This is a genomic window from Rothia sp. 27098_8_161 (assembly GCF_041432905.1).
Classification (GTDB): domain Bacteria; phylum Actinomycetota; class Actinomycetes; order Actinomycetales; family Micrococcaceae; genus Rothia.
In genome coordinates this window covers 35,902-53,556 of the sequence record NZ_JAPWAL010000013.1, presented here as the reverse complement: position 1 = coordinate 53,556, position 17,655 = coordinate 35,902, and the positions used below count along the sequence as shown (strand labels likewise).

Annotated in this window: 17 protein-coding genes, 2 tRNA genes and 1 other RNA gene; 11 read left to right on the top strand and 9 right to left on the bottom strand. The window is 58.7% G+C overall.

What is annotated here, in order from left to right:
- Positions 1–71 precede the first annotated feature (71 nt).
- From O3648_RS05870 to msrA, 4 genes are all read right to left on the bottom strand, one after another.
- Complete coding sequence (locus O3648_RS05870) at positions 72–917, bottom strand: DUF6318 family protein (protein ID WP_279740631.1); 846 nt, start codon at positions 915–917, stop codon at positions 72–74.
- Positions 918–1,213: 296 nt separating this feature from the next.
- Entirely contained in the window at positions 1,214–1,657 is a 444-nt protein-coding gene (locus O3648_RS05865) for a DUF6318 family protein (RefSeq protein ID WP_279740633.1), read from the bottom strand.
- A gap of 432 nt (positions 1,658–2,089) precedes the next feature.
- Positions 2,090–2,869, bottom strand: coding sequence for a DUF6318 family protein (locus O3648_RS05860; protein ID WP_371569037.1), 780 nt, complete (start codon positions 2,867–2,869; stop codon positions 2,090–2,092).
- A 203-nt stretch (positions 2,870–3,072) separates the two neighbouring features.
- Complete coding sequence (gene msrA, locus O3648_RS05855; RefSeq protein ID WP_279740637.1) at positions 3,073–3,594, bottom strand: peptide-methionine (S)-S-oxide reductase MsrA; 522 nt, start codon at positions 3,592–3,594, stop codon at positions 3,073–3,075.
- A gap of 133 nt (positions 3,595–3,727) precedes the next feature.
- Between msrA and O3648_RS05850 the strand changes: the two genes are divergently transcribed.
- On the top strand, positions 3,728–4,672 hold the full coding sequence (locus O3648_RS05850) for a Nif3-like dinuclear metal center hexameric protein (protein ID WP_279740639.1): 945 nt from the start codon (positions 3,728–3,730) through the stop codon (positions 4,670–4,672).
- A gap of 373 nt (positions 4,673–5,045) precedes the next feature.
- On the opposite strand, the gene O3648_RS05845 is transcribed toward O3648_RS05850, so the two are convergent.
- Positions 5,046–5,837, bottom strand: coding sequence for a YaaA family protein (locus O3648_RS05845; RefSeq protein ID WP_371569033.1), 792 nt, complete (start codon positions 5,835–5,837; stop codon positions 5,046–5,048).
- Positions 5,838–5,950: 113 nt separating this feature from the next.
- On the opposite strand from O3648_RS05845, the gene rnpB reads away from it, so the two are divergent.
- Positions 5,951–6,356: RNase P RNA component class A (gene rnpB, locus O3648_RS05840), an RNA gene on the top strand.
- Positions 6,357–6,487: 131 nt separating this feature from the next.
- Here the strand turns inward: rnpB and def are convergent.
- The 3 genes from def to orn all read right to left on the bottom strand — a co-directional run bounded on the left by def (position 6,488) and on the right by orn (position 8,143).
- Positions 6,488–7,060 carry a peptide deformylase gene (gene def / locus O3648_RS05835; protein ID WP_060823562.1) on the bottom strand — a complete coding sequence of 191 codons (573 nt, stop codon included), beginning with the start codon at positions 7,058–7,060 and terminating at the stop codon, positions 6,488–6,490.
- 226 nt (positions 7,061–7,286) lie between these two features.
- Positions 7,287–7,359 (bottom strand) — tRNA-His (locus O3648_RS05830).
- Positions 7,360–7,465: 106 nt separating this feature from the next.
- Entirely contained in the window at positions 7,466–8,143 is a 678-nt protein-coding gene (gene orn, locus O3648_RS05825) for an oligoribonuclease (RefSeq protein WP_279740645.1), read from the bottom strand.
- A gap of 228 nt (positions 8,144–8,371) precedes the next feature.
- On the opposite strand from orn, the gene mptB reads away from it, so the two are divergent.
- Positions 8,372–10,045, top strand: a complete 1,674-nt coding sequence (gene mptB, locus O3648_RS05820; protein WP_279755056.1) for a polyprenol phosphomannose-dependent alpha 1,6 mannosyltransferase MptB — start codon at positions 8,372–8,374, stop codon at positions 10,043–10,045.
- 147 nt (positions 10,046–10,192) lie between these two features.
- Positions 10,193–10,268: transfer RNA gene (locus O3648_RS05815), tRNA-Arg, on the top strand.
- 107 nt (positions 10,269–10,375) lie between these two features.
- Here O3648_RS05815 and O3648_RS05810 read toward each other — a convergent pair.
- Positions 10,376–11,275 (bottom strand): HNH endonuclease family protein, encoded by a 900-nt coding sequence (locus O3648_RS05810; protein ID WP_279740648.1) that lies wholly within the window; start codon positions 11,273–11,275, stop codon positions 10,376–10,378.
- A 398-nt stretch (positions 11,276–11,673) separates the two neighbouring features.
- Here O3648_RS05810 and O3648_RS05805 point away from each other — a divergent pair, with 398 nt between their 5' ends.
- From O3648_RS05805 to O3648_RS05775, 7 genes are all read left to right on the top strand, one after another.
- Positions 11,674–12,210 (top strand): single-stranded DNA-binding protein, encoded by a 537-nt coding sequence (locus O3648_RS05805; protein ID WP_279755055.1) that lies wholly within the window; start codon positions 11,674–11,676, stop codon positions 12,208–12,210.
- Positions 12,211–12,427: 217 nt separating this feature from the next.
- Complete coding sequence (rplS, locus tag O3648_RS05800) at positions 12,428–12,775, top strand: 50S ribosomal protein L19 (protein WP_049337710.1); 348 nt, start codon at positions 12,428–12,430, stop codon at positions 12,773–12,775.
- Positions 12,776–12,969: 194 nt separating this feature from the next.
- The gene (gene lepB / locus O3648_RS05795; RefSeq protein WP_279788613.1) at positions 12,970–14,082 is read left to right on the top strand and encodes a signal peptidase I; all 1,113 of its coding nucleotides are present in this window, start codon (positions 12,970–12,972) and stop codon (positions 14,080–14,082) included.
- A gap of 15 nt (positions 14,083–14,097) precedes the next feature.
- Positions 14,098–14,910: a ribonuclease HII gene (locus O3648_RS05790; RefSeq protein WP_371569041.1), complete on the top strand. Its 813-nt coding sequence runs from the start codon at positions 14,098–14,100 to the stop codon at positions 14,908–14,910.
- A 98-nt stretch (positions 14,911–15,008) separates the two neighbouring features.
- Entirely contained in the window at positions 15,009–15,335 is a 327-nt protein-coding gene (locus O3648_RS05785) for a DUF2469 domain-containing protein (protein WP_279788610.1), read from the top strand.
- A gap of 291 nt (positions 15,336–15,626) precedes the next feature.
- On the top strand, positions 15,627–16,082 hold the full coding sequence (locus O3648_RS05780) for a YraN family protein (RefSeq protein ID WP_279740659.1): 456 nt from the start codon (positions 15,627–15,629) through the stop codon (positions 16,080–16,082).
- Positions 16,082–17,620, top strand: a complete 1,539-nt coding sequence (locus O3648_RS05775; RefSeq protein ID WP_070686964.1) for a YifB family Mg chelatase-like AAA ATPase — start codon at positions 16,082–16,084, stop codon at positions 17,618–17,620. The genes O3648_RS05780 and O3648_RS05775 overlap by 1 nt, the downstream gene beginning before the upstream one ends.
- Positions 17,621–17,655 lie beyond the last annotated feature (35 nt).

Here is a 17,655-nt window from a genome sequence, read left to right as displayed (position 1 = left end):
AAGAATAAAAGCGAGAAGCCGCATGTGTTTCAAACACATGCGGCTTCTCGGCGGTATAGAGGATCCAGAACCTACTGTGCCGACGCCTCAGCAGAACCTGCAGCAGTCGCCTCCGCAGGCGCAGCAGCCTCAGCAGAAGCGCTCGGGCTCAGTGACGGAACCGGTGAAGCAGAAGCAGTACCCGGAGCACGACGCACCATACGCCAAGTGCCGTCCTGGTAGTGCGCCACAATCTGGCCAGTTACCGGCTTACCCGGGTACTTGAACACCTCGGTCAGCGGCTGTACACGATCATTGGTCTTGCTGTACACACCAGCCCCCTCAGCACTATCAATCACCATCTCAGTTGCCCAAGAGTAGTAGCCGGTGCGGGTGTCCTTAGTCGGGCGGTCAGTAGTCAACGACAGAATCACCGGACGCTCCGAACCGATAACCCAGCCGCTCTCCGAAGCGTACATGCTCTGGAAGAACTCAGCCACGGTTGAGTAGTCGCCGGTATGGTCAATGTTCGTGAAGCGTGCACCGTCACCGGTCAGCAGCAGGTAGTTCAGGGTAGCCTGCCAGTACGCAATGAACGCGTGTAGACCCTCAACACTGTTCTCACGCAGCTTCGCCGGCTCTACCGGAATCGCAACGTTGACAGCCTTGTGTTCCTTGGTGCCGGGCTCAAAAGTGCCGGTGGAGGAGTAGTCAGCAAGAACGACCTCACCCTTCATGCTGGGACCAGCCTCAACGGTGGTGGTTACCTCCGCAGTGGGAGAGACGGATGCGGTAGCGCTCGCGGTCGAAGACTCGGTAGCGGATGCGCTCGTGGTCGCCGAAGATTCGGAGGACTTCGAGGAGCATGCGGCAAGAAGCGCTGCGGTGCCCAGACCTAGAGCGGTCAGGGCGGTGCGGCGAGTGTACATGGTAGACATGGGGCTCTTTCTGAGGTGAATAAAGTATGTGGCGGAAATGAACTAATTCCAGGGTATCGCAGGGGAGCGGTCAGCCCAATGTTGTGTGTGCCTCCATCGCGGTAAAAGTGGCGGTAGATGACGAAAAACACGGGGCCCAAGGCTTCTCATACGACTGCGATATGACCGAGGTCCTAAACGGAGGCGCCGGATCTGCTCACGCTTGAAGTGGGTGAGCATGTTGTAAGTTTGGCTGGTTCATTTCTAACCGTCCAGGCACCATCCTGATACTTCAAGATAAAGAAAAATTCATAAAATCACCGGGGGCTGCTACTCAATGAGGCCATGGTGAGTTCCCCACTATCTGTATAGTGGATTTTTGCTTCCTTGCTGTAACGGCCAACACCCAGCCAGCGGTACTGTTGTTCGTCAACCTTCTGTGGGGTCTCCTCGGACAGATCAGCTATGAGTGGCGTCTCGGTGCCGTATATCCACTCCTCATCCTTTGCGTATAACTCTACGTATGCTTCCATTTTCTGCACGTAGATGGTGTCCAGGTTCACGACCTTGAGCGGTTTAGCGTCACCGGTGATCACCATATAATTCAGGGATGCGACCCAGTAGCCTATAGCAAGGTACATACCTGACCTCGTCTTACGCTCCATGCCATCGGGAGGGGCGGGCATGGGCGGGTTTTCTACTTTCTTCGTGGAGCTTGCGGGGCGGTACGTTCCGGTGGACTTGTAGCTATTGAACTTCAATTCGCCCTTGTGGGGGAGCAGCGGGTCAACTACGCTCGGATCATCCAGCGGGCGAATATTGCTTGCGCACGCAGTCAGAGCCGCATGAATACCGGTCGCACCAACTCCAGAAGAGTACGTCGAGTGAAGAAGATAGTCATCAGAAGCTCTTCGTTGGATCCAATACAGAACAAATAACGACGCCGTGCACCAGAGCAGACGTAAACGCCCTGTAAAGACTTATCAGTACGTCAATGTATATACGTTAAGCGCACCCAAGCGCCGCTCCTCCTACCCCGAATATCCGTAGGGTTTTCCCCTGGGTGTTCCCTGAGACTCCGCAGAGTTACGGCAGAGATTCGGCACAAAGAAACCCCGCCCACGGTGCATTACCGCAGGCGGGGGAGAAGCCTACCTCAAGCTGTTATGTCTTAACTCAGTAGGATGAGAGTCTTAGACAGCAGAAGAGCTAGAGGAAGAACCGGAAGCCGACGAAGGAGAATCTTCGTCGCCGGTGAGCATAATCCACTTACCGTCCTTGTACTCCACGGCAACCTTCATTAGCTTGCCATTCGGGCTAGAAGCGGTCATAAAGGGCTGGTCAGACGTATCCTCACGATGAATCTTCGCATCGGCGCTGTAGTTCATGTATGCCGGCCAGGTGTAACGACGGGTACCCTTACCGGACGCCTTCTGTGGAGAACCACTAATGAGCTCAAGAGTAACCGGGGTATCCGTACCGTAGATCCAGCCCAGATCGCTCTCGTACATGAGCGTAAGTTCCTGCAGACTCCTCGCATACACATCTGCAGGGTCAGCCTTCTTCATCGGCTCAGTATCGCCGGTCATCAACGCATAGTTAAAGCTCGCCAGCCAGTAGCCAATGAACGCATACATGCCATCAACGTTATCTTCGTTCATGTTTGCCGGAACGAGAGGCTTGGGCACGTTCTGCGCCTTCTTTTCGGCAGTGGCGGGAACGTATTCCTCGTTCTTCTCGAAGTTATCGAACTTCACAAAGCCCTTATAGGACTTGTCCGAAGAAGCAGATGCGGAAGCAGTAGCCGAAGCGTTTCCGGAAGCACTCGCGGAAGCGGAGCTAGATGCCGAACCTTCAGCCAGCGGGCGGATATCTCTAGCGCACGCAGTCAAGGCAGCCAGCACGCCGGCACCGGTCGCACCCAGTGCCACGCGGCGGGACATACCAGCAGAAGTGAGGGAAGGGCTCGTCATGATCAGCCTTTCATAGGAAGTCAACAAAGGAAATTGAGTGAGTTGACACCCCCATCATACCCGGCGTACCTTATAACAACCCCAAAACGCAGATGAACAACAAATAGCCGGGCGCATACGAAGACACCCCGTAGCTGCCACACAATAAAAGACAGCTACAGGGTGAACAACGGAATACACCTCGACTGATCCGGAAGCACCGGCTAACGGAGCAGATGCGCAAAATTACGGCGTGCCTGAGCCACCTTCGGGCTCACCACAAACGCACAATAACCTTGCGCCGGATTCAACGCGTAATAATTCTGGTGATACTCCTCAGCCTCATAGAACACGCCCAGGGGCTTAATCTCCGTAACAATGGGGGAGGGGTACAGTTGCTGAGCACGCGCCACCGCACGCTCAAACGCCTCACGCTGCTGCTCATCCGCGTAGAAAAGCACTGAACGGTACTGCGAACCGGTATCCGCGCCCTGACGATCCCAGCTCGTCGGATCGTGACTCGTGAAGAAAATATCCAACACCGTATCCAGGTCAATCACCTGCGGGTCAAAACTGAGCTTTACCGCCTCCTGATGCCCGGTCGTGCCCGAACACACCGAACGATAATTAGGGTCGGGAGTATCGCCGCCCGTGTAGCCGCAGACGCTCACCTCAACCCCGCAGAACTGGCGGTACACCGCATCCAGGCACCAGAAACAGCCGCCAGCAAGCACAACATCAGTCATGATTCCTCCTCAAATAGTGAGCCTCGAACTAACATTTAGAAATCCACACTACCTAAAGAACACCGCAGAGCCACAGAATATTCCTAAGCAGACGCATGCTTCGGCGTAAACCGCCACCTGCCACAATAGAGGTATGACTGAAAAACTAGAAACCCCCACCCTTGCAGAAGTCATCGACGCCTTCCACACGCTCTTCCCGCCGCAGCTCGCTGCCGGATGGGACGCATCCGGCCTCGTCGCCGGACGTGGCGCTGCTAAAGTGAGCACTGTTCTCTTCGCAGTAGACGCCCTCACCGCCACCGCCGAAGAAGCCGTAGCTGAAGGCGCGCAGCTACTCATCACCCACCACCCGCTGCTGCTGCGCGGCGCAAAGTTCATCCCCGACAGCGACTACAAGGGCAACATTCTGCACACCCTCATCGAGGGCGGATGCGGCCTGCTTGGCGCGCACACCAACGCAGATGCCGCCGTTGAAGGCGTGAATGAAGCACTCTGTGAGGCTATCGGCCTGATTGATTGTGAACCGCTTACCGAAGCACAAACCCAGGTACTCGACGAACAGGAACACACGGTAGGCACCGGTCGCCTCGGCACCCTACCCGAAGAAATCACCCTCAAGGAACTGGCAGAACGCCTCGCTGCGGTGCTGCCCGCAACCGCCGGTGGCCTGCGCATCGCCGGACGCGCCGACCAGCCAATCCGCCGCGTCGCCCTCTGCGGCGGTGCCGGTGACTCTCTCTTCGGCGCCGTGCGCGCCACCGACGCGCAGGTGTACATCACCGCCGACCTGCGCCACCACCCCGCCAGTGAATTCCGTGAAACTGCACGAGTTGACGGCAGCAACATCGCTCTGATTGATTGTTCCCACGCAGCCAGCGAATCCCTGTGGTTGCAGTCGGCGGCAAACCGCCTGCGCGCCCTGCTCGCTGAGCGCGGCTTCACCATCGAAACGAAGCTGTCCACGCTGAACACCGACCCGTGGGACTTCACCGTCTCCACTGGCGTGGCAACCGGTCAGGAGGCGCACTCGGCAAGCACCGAACCCGCTGTCACATGGACCAGCCTGACTGAACAGTAAACGCTCAAAGTAGCGGCTGAAGAGCTGCCAAGAGCCAAGAAATAGACACAGTAAAGCCCGGCCTGTACGCGTCCGACAGGAATCTTTCATCAAGGATTCTCAAAAGAACGTAAAGGCAGGGCATTACTTTTTTTTGGGGGGGGGGCACCCTGCGAACGCGAGCGGTCTAAACGACCTTACGTAGCGCGAGCCTGGAATGCGCCGATCAGAGTGACCAGCTCACCATGACTGACCATGTGCTGAGCATCGAAAGCGCCGCAAATGTGGGAAAGTGGTTTTACAGGGGGGGCGATACAGGCTTAAGCCCCTAGAAAATAGTTAAAAAATCTTCAATATGATGTAAAAAATAGGCGAAAACAAATAATTGGGCAACCTACTGCTCATGCACCAACAGAGTCAAAACACCCGCCTTACGCGCCGTCGGCAGAGTGCACTCCACCGACCAGTCCTCGCTGACCGCCTCCAAAAATTCGGCAATACCCGCTGTGGAACCACCAATAGGACGAGCCGCCAAACCCGGCTGAATCAGGTAGCGCGCAAACAGGCCACGGTAATGCTTCGCCATATGCGAGACGACCTTACGCGACCCATCAGCCGCCACACGCTCCACACGAACCGCCAGAGTCTGTGACGGGGAAGTCACCCACGACTTCGCGTAGGCTGCAGAACGGCAATCCAGAATCAGCTGGTCCTTCGCGGTCGCCTCCAGAGCGGTACCTAACGCGCCCTTCCAGAAGGAGGCAAGCGCACCCACCGAACCCAGCTTTACGCCCATCGACAGGCGGTAGGCGGGGATCGCGTCCTCGGGGCGCAGAATACCCCACAGCGCCGAAGAAATTAGTAGCGACCAGTGCGCGGCATCGCGTTCGGCGGGGGAGAAGCTTGCATAATCCAGTGCTTCAAAGAGCACGCCAGTGTAGGTGCGGATCGCGGGCTGTGCTGGTTCGGTCAGCAGGCGCGTATTGCGTTCCACCTCTGCTTTGAGAGAGGAACCCACCTTGAGCTCCGCCAGAGCGTCTACGCCGGCGCTTACCTGCGCCAGCTCCTCCAGAACGCTCTCACGCTCAGCCGTAAGCTCAGGGAACGAGAGGTCAGCAAAGCATACGGGCGCGTTACCAGTGGGGGCGGAGGTTTTACCTTCGGAGGGGGGAAGAAGAATCAGCATCTCTCCAGTGTACCCGCGAGACGCCGGTGTGCCCCCAACACGCCCCTGTGTACCCGTGAGGGAGTCCGGGACAAGCCACCTCCAAGGTTGTGCGTATAATGGGTTGGGTGAAACGGGCCGTCCGGGCAATCGCGAGGCATACGTGTTTCGAGGAAAGTCCGGGCTCCACAGCACAGGATGGTGGATAACATCCACTCGGGGTAACCCGCAGGCTAGTGCCACAGAAAGTAAACCGCCGCGGTTCGCCGCGGTAAGGGTGAAAGGGTGGTGTAAGAGACCACCAGCGGGCGCGGTGACGTGCCCGGCTAGGTAAACCCCATTCGGAGCAAGGTCAAACAGAATACGCCATGGTAGGGTAGTGCGCCCGATCCCCGTTAGCTTCCTTCATGGAGGTGGGGTGCGTATTCGGGTAGGCTGCTTGAGACGTACGGCAACGTACGTCCTAGATAGATGATTGCCTCGAAATGCCCCTTCGGGCGGCGTTTTAGACAGAACCCGGCTCATAGGATGACCCGTTTCACGTTGCTGTTGACTGATGAAAAACATCATCGACTGATCGAAAACGAAGACCGCGAATGCACGCTCAAGCGCATTCGCGGTCTTCGTTTAAAACTTCTCGAAAGGTCTCTGACCTCCAGAAGTGCTCGTGATTAGTGACCGAACGGATCCGGGTCTACGCCGGGCATCCAGGAGTTACCGTCGACGGTCCAGCCTTCCTTCTTCACGACCTTCTTCATCTTGCCGGTCCACTTCTTGTTCAGGCGGTTCACGTACAGCTTGCCGTCCAGGTGATCGGTTTCATGCTGCATGCAGCGTGCAAACCACCCGGTTGCCTCAAACTGGACGGGGTTGCCGTGCTCGTCAAGACCGTTCACGGTCACCCACTCGGCACGCTTGAGGGGGAAGCCGTAACCGGGGAAGGACAGGCAACCCTCTTCCTCCTCGTAGGGGTCCGGGTCAGCGGTAGAAATCTTGCCCAAGGTCAATACCGGGTTGATGATGCAGCCGCGCGGGGGAACGCCGTCCTCATTCTCCATCTTGTAGGTGAAGATGCGCAGGCCCACACCAATCTGCGGTGCCGCTAGACCCACACCGTTGGATGCGTCCATAGTCTCGTACATGTCAGCCACGAGCTCCTTGAGCTCATCATTAAACTCGGTGACGGGTGCCGCTGGGCGGTGCAGAACGGGGTTGCCGTGAATAACGATGGGGCGAATAGCCACGGAATCATCCTTTGCTTGTGTTGAACGGGAACTGTTGGGTGGGAACTTAACGGATGCGCCTACCTCGTGAAGAATTACCTCGTGAAGATGTGGTGCGCCCTGTTCCCGCTCGCTAGTTTAAAGTGCGGGTGTAAAAGCTCTGTTCCGGTACACCGTGTGCGGGCAAACCGAATCGAGGGTAAACGAAAGGGCCGTTACGGATAACCATAACGACCCTTTCCATCGGGGTGATCGACGGGGGTTGAACCCGCGACCTCCTGGACCACAACCAGGCGCTCTGCCAACTGAGCTACGACCACCATGTGCTTCGCTTGGTTTCCCTTGCGATACGCAACGGATACTACTGTACAGGAGATTCAGAAACCTGCCAAATCAAAAAGCCGTGATGCTTGTTACAGTCCGTGCTTACGCCTTGGATGCCTCAGAAACGGACGCCTCAGCCTCGCACTCAGCCGCCTCACGTGTGGCTCGCTCAGTCTCCACCTCACGCGCAATCTGCGCCGAAGCAATCGCATCCGGGCCCTGCGGCACAAAAATAGTGCGGCGGTAATACTTCAACTCATCAATCGAGTCCTTGATATCACCCAGTGCGCGATGGTTACCGGTCTTCGCCGGGGCGCTGTGACGAGCCGCCGGGTACCAGCGCGACGCCAGCTCCTTAATGGTCGACACATCAATTACACGGTAGTGCAGGTGCGCCATGACCTCGGGCATGTAACGCTCCAGGAAACGCTTATCCATGCCCACCGAGTTGCCGCCCAGCTGCGCCTTGCCCGCCACCGGAACATACTTCTTGATGTAGCGAAGCACCTGCTCCTGCGCGTAATCCATTGACACACCGTGCTCAATATCGGGCAGTAGACCCGAGGCCTCATGCATCGAACGCACAAAGTCATTCATGCTCTCCAGCGCGCCGGCAGGAGACTCGTCACCGGGCTTAATGACGAACTCAACACCGGAACCCAGAATGTTCAAATCGGCATCCGTGACCAGAACGCCCACCTCGACGAGAGCATCATTCTCCACGTCCAAGCCGGTCATCTCACAGTCAATCCATACAATACGTTCACTAGAAATACTCACCCTCCCACTCTACCCCCAAACACCGCCGACCCGGTGGATAGCACATCACAAAAGGGTGCAAGAGGGCGCAAGAGGATGCACAAACGGCAGCATCGAGGGAGAACTGCGCCACTCTGCGTGCCCCTGAGGTATGTTCACAAGCTTCTTCATAACAGTGATTCTCACAAGTGCATCCAAGGGCTCCGGTATGATAAAAGCCAGAAGGACGATGCAGACAGAAAGGGAGTTATGCGCGCACTAAAGGAGCTAGCACACTGGCTCACCACCCCCAGCGCACACGACGCACCTCTCTCACCCAAACTCTTGGACTACGTCAATAATCATCGTCTGCGTACGCTGATTATCGGCACTATCGGCTCCATCATGGTCACCCTCGGCTCCTACGCCGTCGGTTGGCTCGCCGACAGCTCTAACTTCTGGCGCTACGACATTATCCGCGCCATCCGATTCGAAGCCGCATGGGTCATTACCGGTATTATTATGCTCGCCCTCGGCGCCATGATCATGTGCCGTGAATGGCTGCGCATCTACCAGAAAATGGGTGACTGGAACGAACCCAACACCATGCGTTGGATGATTGCCGTCATCACCAGCTGGTCTCTGCCGCAGGTCTTCGCCTTCACCATCTACAGCCGCGACATGTTCTCCTACTACGGGCAGGGCATGGTCATGGCGCACGGCCTCAACCCGTACAAGCACGGTGTCTCCGAGATCTCGAACTTCATGCAGAACGGTGCGGACCCCATGTGGGCGGAATCTCCACCCCCGTACGGACCGGTCTCACTCAAGCTCGAAGAGTGGATTGTGCACCTGGCGGGGGAGAACATCGACCTCTCCCTCTTCTACTTCCGCCTGCTTTCCGTGTTCGCGGTCATCGGCATCCTCTTCTACGTGGCAAAACTCGCTAAGGCACACGGCTTCAATCAGGTCCGCGCCCTCTGGCAGATCGGCCCGAACCCGCTGTTCATCGCATCGTTCATCGCCAGCGGCCACAACGACTCACTCATGACCATGTTCATGCTCGGCGGCCTCTACTACGCCAAGCGCTACCGCGACACCTGGTGGGGCGGCCCACTCGGCGTGACCTTCGTAGCCCTCGGCGTTGCTGTCAAGCCGCTTGCCCTCGTGGTGCTGCCCTTCGTGGGTCTGCTCTGGGCGGGTAAGAACGCCTCCTGGCCGCGCAAGTTCATCTTCTGGGCCCTCTCCGGCGTGCTACTGCTTGCTGAAATGACGCTCATGGGCTGGGTAACCGGACTGGAATTCGGCTGGATTAGGGCACTGTCTACCACCGGCGGCCAGTACATCTGGTACACCCCCTTCGGCCTGGTCATCGGCGCCGCCTCCCTGTTCGTTCAGGGCGACGCCTTCGAGGTCATACGCAAGCTCATCGAGACCGTCGGCAAGGGCATCGGCATGCTCGGCGCTATGGCAATGGCATTCGTTGGACGCGACCGCAACATCGTCCGCCATGCCGGCCTCGCAATCCTGTTCATGCTCCTGTGCAGCCCCATGATTCAGCCCTGGTACCTGCTCTGGGCAATCCCGATGCTCGCCGCAACCGGTCTGCGCTCGCACTTCCAGCTCATGTGGTACTTCATCACCACGCTGTTCTTCATGGCGTACGGTGTGAGCGACCAGCTGAACGTATCGCCCTACCTGCGTGACTTCAACCAGGACATGGGCCGACTCATCGCGACCGTCATCTGCCTGGGCTACATCATCTACCTGGTGGCCCTCGACCCGGCAACCCGCCGCCTGGTGTACGTGAGCCTGCACCCCACGCAGATTCGCCGCACCGCCATCCGCCTGTGGTGGCAGCTGTTCCCCGGCGCATCAAGCCGTCGTACCCGCCGCCGCGAGGTGAAAAAGGCAGAACGGGAAGCCGCCAAGATAGGCTCCTAGCGTGAATTCCCAGCGCGAACTCCCGGTGTAAATCCCGGTCGTGCTTACCGGATGTCGGGCCAGCCGGATGCGCTGCCCAGTGGACCGGCCCCCGCGTGAGAGGCGCGGTGCAGGAGAAGCATAAATTCTCATGTACCCTAGAGGAAGGCCTCAGTAGCTCAGAGGATAGAGCAGGAGCCTTCTAATCTCTTGGTCGGGGGTTCGATTCCCTCCTGGGGCGCCACATGCAGAAACCGCCCCGCACCCTAAACTCAGGGTGCGGGGCGGTTTTCTTTATAGTTTTTGCGTTGGTGTGCCGCGAGGTGCCGGGAGGCTATTTCTTGGCTGGGATTACTTCTTGGTTGGGTTGGTGCCCTTGCAGGAGTTAAGGACGCGCTCCATAACCTTCTTTTCCTCCGCGGTGACCCACAGTTTGTACTTCGCCTTCACGTGCACCTGGCGTGCCACGTAGGTGCAGCGGTAGGCGGTGTTGCTCGGCAGCCAATCGGAGGCGTCTGCATCGGACTTCTGCTGGTTTGCCGGGCCGTCTGCAGCGAGCAGGTTTTCTGGGTCGTTCGCCAGTTGGCGGCGCTGCTCTGCGGTCAGATCCTGCGCACCGGTCTGCCACGCGTTCGAAAGAGCCACCACATGATCAATCTGCACGGCTGCGGAGGTCTTCTTGCCGCGCTTGAACTCAATGGTCTTGCCGGTGTACGGGTCATTCAGAGTGCCGCTAATTACGGTGCATGCGTGGGTCCTGACCTTGAAACGAAGGTTGGTCAGATCGCGGCGCAGAATGTCGTCGCGAGTGTTGCACTTGTTACCGTCAACGTCATCCCAAGCGGGGCCGAACTGTTCACGAGAGTAGCCAGCCTTCGACGCGCGTTCCTTCACCTGCAGGGATACCAGCTCGCTCTTCGCGGTCGCCAGATCCGGTGCGAGCGCGGTCGCGAGATCAACCGCCTTGTACGGGTTCTTGACCTCGGCGAGGGTTTCTGTGGCAACGGTGGTTTCTCCCTCATCGGTGGCGGAGGTCGTCGCCTCCGAACCGAGCATGCCGTCCACACCGTTCTTACTCACGTAGACTAGGCCAATAATCAGCAAGATAACGGCAAACACAGCGAGCAGACCGTAAATGAGACGCTTTTTCTGTGGGTCCATCGAGTCGGGCAGCTTGGGCAGGTTGCGTTGAATCCGCTGAAGATCCTGTAGTGTGGGCAGGTCGTTGCTGTTGATGGGCTTTTTGCTCACGGAAACTCCAGGGGTAGATCGGGATGCGGCTGAGTGCACCGCATCATCAAGGATAGAGCGCGTGGGATAGAAATAGTTAACGTGAGGGCAAAAAAATAGCCGCCCCGACGCTGAAATGCCTATCATGATGCCGGGTGTGGTGGGGTTTTGTGGAGGTAGCTTTGGGGGCCGCGGGCGTGATGTCGGATGGGGAGTAGTCGTCATATTTCTGTGGGGAGTGCACTGCCTGCGGGTAGATTTTGAAAAAACGGGGTGAAAAGTTCAAAAACTCTATCCACAGGCGGTACCCAAAACCGTAAAACGTGAGGTTATCCACAGAAGCGGTAACCGCCAGGTGCAGAGTCGGGTCAATGCTGGCAGGGTGGAGGAACCCACCCACTAGTTTCTAAGGAGAAACCATGAGCGACACCATCCTGATCCGTGGATTCACCGCTTCCGACCCGACACTGAGCACCCTGCCCAATGGGGTGCCCGTCGTGAACTTTCGCCTCGCCAGCACCCCGCGTTGGCAAGACGCTACCGGCACCTGGAAAGAAGGCACCACCAACTGGTACACCGTGAAAGCCTACCGCCGCCTCGCCCAGAACATCGCCACCTCCATTGAGAAGGGGCAACCGCTGGTCGTGAGTGGCCGCCAGCGTATTAGCCGCTGGAACCGTGAAGACGGCACGCAGGGCACCACGGTAGAAGTGGATGCCCTCGGTATCGGTCACGACCTGAACTACGGTACGAGCACCTTCGCCCGCACCGTGGAGAAGCGTACGGTCAACGAGGGTTCCATGCAGGGGGTACCTCAGCAGGACACGACGCAGCAGGGTACGCCGCACTCGGGTGCACCATTGCAGGAGGCGCCTCAGTACACGCAACAGTATGCTCCTGTGCAGAACGGCGCATCCGAGGGTGGGGGAGTGCAGAGTGACGAACCCCCCTTCTAAAAGTGTTCCCCGGATGCTTGCATAAACGCGGGTGCATTGGGATAATGGAGCATTGTGTTGACATCGGGCACGCCCCTGCCGCAGGGGGAAGAGCGACCAACGATGTCAACCTTCGGGCACCAATCCTGTCCGAAGCATAAAGTTTTCTGTCCCGCAGTGGGGCAGAGCAATCTGAGTCTATTTGACCTGCGGCAGATGGCTCTGGAGATCTACAACTATGCAGACTCTTGACTTCCTCGACAAGAAGTCCCTCCGTGACGACATCCCCGCATTCGGCCCCGGTGACACCCTGAACGTTCACGTTAAAATCGTTGAAGGTAAGAACCACCGTATCCAGGTCTTCAAGGGCTTCGTCGTTGGCCGCCAGGGTGCAGGCGTTCGCGAGACCTTCACCGTCCGCAAGGTTTCCTTCGGCGTTGGTGTTGAGCGTACCTTCCCCGTTCACTCTCCCTCCATCGAGAAGATTGAAGTTGTGACCCGCGGTGACGTCCGTCGTGCAAAGCTGTACTACATGCGCGACCGCCACGGTAAGGCTGCTCGTATCCGCGAGAAGCGCGAGTTCTAATCTTTATAGATACAGAATTCTGTTGCAAACCGCTCCCCAACCGCATTCCGCGAGCAAGGAGCGGTTTTTGCATATTCTGAGAACCTTGCCGCTCTCAGAAAATAAAAGCCCAAGAGCGCAAGCACTCTCGATACAATAGCTAGGTACCGTTTCACCCGAGCTAGGTATCTCTCAAACGAAAGGCTCACTCCAGCATGGCAGACGACAAGAACACTGCGAACACCAGCCCCTTCCCTGAGGGATACCAGCCTCAAAGCCGCCGCGAGCGCCGAGAAATGGAAGAATACTTCACACGTCTCGCCGCTGAGAAGGCCACAGCTGAGAATGCAGCTACTGAGCAGAGCGCCGCAGAGAATGCGGACGCTACCGGGGCGACCGAATGTAATACCGAGAGCACTCGTGAGCTGGTAGCTAGCGCCGAGGCAAGCGCCGCCGTGACTTCTTCCTCCGTGAAGGAAGCGAAGAAGAACGCCGCGGTGAAGAATACCGAGCGTGAAGAAACCGGCGATGAGGAGACTACCGCAGATGTGGAAACTACCAAGGACTTCTCCGAAATGACCCCCAAGGAACGCCGCAAGGCAAAGCGCGCCGAACAAGCAGAGCTGACCTACTCCCAGGCGCAGGAAGAAGGCCGACTCGGCGAATGGCTCTGGGTACAGGCACGCGAGGGCGGCACTGTCATCCTCTACGCGCTGGTCATCGCATTCCTGGTCAAGACCTTCCTGCTGCGTGGCTTCTACATTCCCTCCGGCTCCATGGAGCAGACCCTGCAGGTGAACGACCGCGTGTTCATTAACGTGGCGGGCTCCTACTTTAGCAATCCCAAGCGCGGCGACGTCATTGTCTTCAAGGACTCTCAGGGTTGGATTCCCTCCACCCAAAAATCCAGCAACCCGCTCAAGGACGGCCTGTCCTTCATGGGTATTCTGCCGGATACCTCATCGAACTACCTAGTCAAGCGTGTTATTGGTACCCCCGGTGACGTGGTCGAAAGCGACGGAAACGGCAAGGTCAAGGTCAATGGTGTAGAAATTACCGAACCGTACCTGTACCCCGGCAACCAGCCCTCGGAGATCCCCTTCAAGGTGACCGTGCCCGCCGGCAAGTACTTCGTGATGGGTGACCACCGCAGCAACTCCGCCGACTCCCGCTACCACATTAGCGACGGCACCGCGTTCATCTCCAAGGACGACGTGCAGGGTAACGTATTCGTGGTGGCGTGGCCGCTGAACCACTTCGGTCTGCTACAGGATCAGAGCTCAGTGTTCTCCTCGATTCCCGAGCCGACCTCCACCCCGAGCGAGTAAGCGAGCTTGGGAATGATGGTGAGCGCTCAGAAGAGTGCAAGGAAACCCGCTCAATCTAAGCCTGCGAAGACAACACCGCCTGCCGCCGACCTCGAATACGAGCAGCAGCTCTTCGCCTCCGGCACCCGCACGGTTGCCGGAATCGACGAGGTGGGCCGCGGCTCCATGGCGGGCCCGGTCACCGTGGGCGTCGCAATCCTCACCCCGGACGCCACCCTCGAAGTGGGCGGGCTAATCGACTCCAAAGCACTCTCACCGGCACGCCGCGAATCCATGGTTCCCGAAATCCGCCAGTGGTGCGCCGTGGCAGTCGGCCACGTGGAACCGGCAGATATTGACCGGCTCGGCATGACCCTCTCGCTGAGACTTGCCGCTCAGCGTGCGCTCGCTGAGCTGGCGCGCCGCGGATACCGTGCCGACGCCGCCCTGCTGGATGGTAAGCACGGCTGGTTTACCCCTCCGCAGGAGGACCTGTTCAGTGCGCTGGCACCGGACCCGGCGCAGGCACACTATAACGCACTGCTCGCCCAGGCATGGGAGGGCGCAGGTGAGCCCGCGCAGATGCCGGTGACCATGGTCATTAAGGGCGACTACAAATGCGCCTCCATTGCCGCCGCATCGGTGGTTGCGAAGGTGGAACGTGACGAGCTGATGGTCCAGCTGGATGCCTGCTACCCGGGGTACGGCTGGGCAAACAACAAGGGCTACGGATCCGCCGCTCACCGCGAGGCGATTAGCGTGCAGGGCCCCAGCCCGCAGCATCGACTGTCATGGTCGCTTCCGGCGACCGCCGAGCAGATTAAGGCCGCCGCGACACAGCGCGGCTAGGGCGCGTGGCGTTCCTGAAGACCGCGCCTCGGAAGCTGGCGAAAGCCTAACGTGCCACCGCTGAATCAGTACTAAGAAAGCCCAGGAAAGGAAGAGTAATGAGCGCAGAAGACCTCGAAAACTACGAGACCGACGCCCAAATGGCGCTCTACCGCGAATACAAAGACGTCATGTCGCTCTTTAGCTACGCGGTAGAAACCGACCGACGCTTCTACCTGGCAAACCAGGTGGACGTCACCCCGCAGGTGCAGGACGGCACCCTCTACTTTGAGGTGAGCATGAGCGACGTGTGGGTGTGGGATGTATTCCGCTCCAACCGCTTTGTGAAGAAGGTGCACGCATACTCGGTGCGTGATGTGAACGTGGAGGAGCGCCTGCCCAACCAGGAGTTCACCGTGCCGGAAATGCCGGACTTTAACGCCTAGCTCAGGCCTGATTCACCGCCTTGCCGGAGGTAAGCGCACCAGTGCCGAGCTGCTGGGCGGCAGAACTTAGGTGATGAAACCGCGCGATGAAACTACGCGAATATGACGCGGTGAATTGGCACCCGAGCGGCGTTTTTGAAAAATATGCCCCAAAATTTCAAATAAATAGCTGTGGATAACCTCTAATTCCTTCTGAGAACTGAGGTTATCCACAGTTTTTCGTTAACCACGTTCGGGCACGCGCGCGGCGGGCACAGTAGAAGCACTACCGCTATCTACCGGGAGAGACCCATGACAACAGCCCGAATAACAGCCCACGCCACAACCCAAAACGCACCCAACAGACTCCGAATCCACCGAACCCCACCCCGCGCCCACAGCGTCGGTAGATGGGGCGAGGAACTGACCGCCCGCATCCTGGAGACGAATGGCTACCGGATTCTGGAGAGGAATTGGCGCCCGCCTGCCGGACTGGAATACGAACAAATCCGCGGTGAGCTCGACCTGATCGCCATTGACCCCGAGGACGAACTGGTTTTTATTGAGGTCAAGACCCGCAGCAGCGAAGATTTTGGGCACCCGTTCGCGTCTATTGACCGCGATAAGGCGCGCCGCACGCGCTCGCTGGCGATTCTTTGGTGCAGGCTGCGCGAGAACCTGGATTTTCCGCGCTTTCGCATTGACGCAATTGCGGTGACTGGATCCTGCGAAACCTTCACCTTCGAGCATCTGAAGGCGGTGGCGTAATGGGATTCGCACGCACCTATTCCGTGGCGCTCGTGGGCTTGCGTGGGCACATTGTTGACGTCGAGGCTGATATTTCACAGGGCCTGCCCGGCTTCGTGCTACTGGGCCTGCCCGATACCGCCCTTAACGAGTCGAAAGAGCGTGTACGCTCCGCCGCGAAGAATACCGGCATCACCCTCACTCAGCACCGACTCACCGTGAACCTGACCCCGGCGACCCTACCCAAGCGCGGCTCTGCGTTTGATCTAGCCATTGTGGTTGCGGCGCTACAGGCGGAGAAGAAACTGCACCCCAGCGGCGATAGCGTTTTTTTGGGTGAGCTGGGACTGGACGGAACGCTACGCCCCGTGCCGGGCATCCTGCCGGCAGTCAAAGCTGCCGTGGATGCCGGACACCACCGCGTGATTGTGCCCGCCGAAAATGCTGAGGAGGCGGCGCTCATCCCCGGCGCGCAGGTGAGCGGTTTCCGCTGCTTGGCAGAGGTTTTTGCCGCTCTCGGCGCGGAGAGTCAGAAGCTGACCTACCCGCCCGCCCCGCAGACTGAGGCGAGCGTACCGGTAGTGAAACCGGCTGAAATTCCCTCGGATATGAGCGATGTCGCCGGTCAGTCACAGGGCCGTTTCGCCCTGGAAATTGCCGCTGCGGGTGGTCACCATATGCTGCTGACCGGACCGCCTGGTTCGGGTAAAACCATGCTGGCGGAGCGCCTGCCGAGCATCCTGCCGACCCTCGACAACGATGCCGCGATGGAGGTGACCGCGATTCGTTCCCTCTGCTCGGCGGGGGAGCACCTGAGCGAGCTGGTGCGTCAGCCGCCGTTTGAGGCGCCGCATCATAGCGCCTCCGCGCCAGCGATTTTGGGTGGCGGCAGCGGCATTCCCCGCCCAGGCTGCGTGTCTAAAGCGCACCGCGGCGTGCTCTTTCTCGATGAGGCGCCGGAGTTTAAACGCACGGTGCTCGATTCGCTCCGTCAACCCCTGGAGTCGGGGACCGTGACTCTGGACCGTTCGAGTGCATCGGCGACGTATCCGGCGCGTTTTCAGCTGATTCTGGCGGCGAACCCGTGCCCCTGTGGCATGAACGTGGGTACCGGTACGGAGTGCACGTGTGCTCCGCGTGAGCGTCGCGCCTATTTTGGGCGGCTGTCCGGCCCGCTGGTGGACCGTATTGACGTGAATGTGACGGTTCCGAAGGTGTCGTCCACGGAGCTTGCGGGCGGTCAGGTGAATGAGAGCTCGGCGCAGATTCGCGAGCGCGTTATGGCGGCGAGGCAGGCTCAGCGGGAGCGCCTGGAACCGTACGGGTTGAAAACGAATGCGGAGATGAACGGCAAAATTTTGCGAGGTCCGCTGCGTCTGGATGCGAAGCTCACCGGCGAGCTGAACGCCGCCGTGGATCGAGGAACGCTGACGGCTCGCGGCTATGACCGGGTGTTGCGTATCGCCTGGACCCTCGCTGATTTGGAAGGTGCCGCCTACCCGAGCCGGGAGCATCTGGATGTGGCGCTTTTCCTGCGGCAGCAGGGGCAGCTGAAATAGAGACAGTTGACATAGCGTGCTGGTTTATAGAAGGA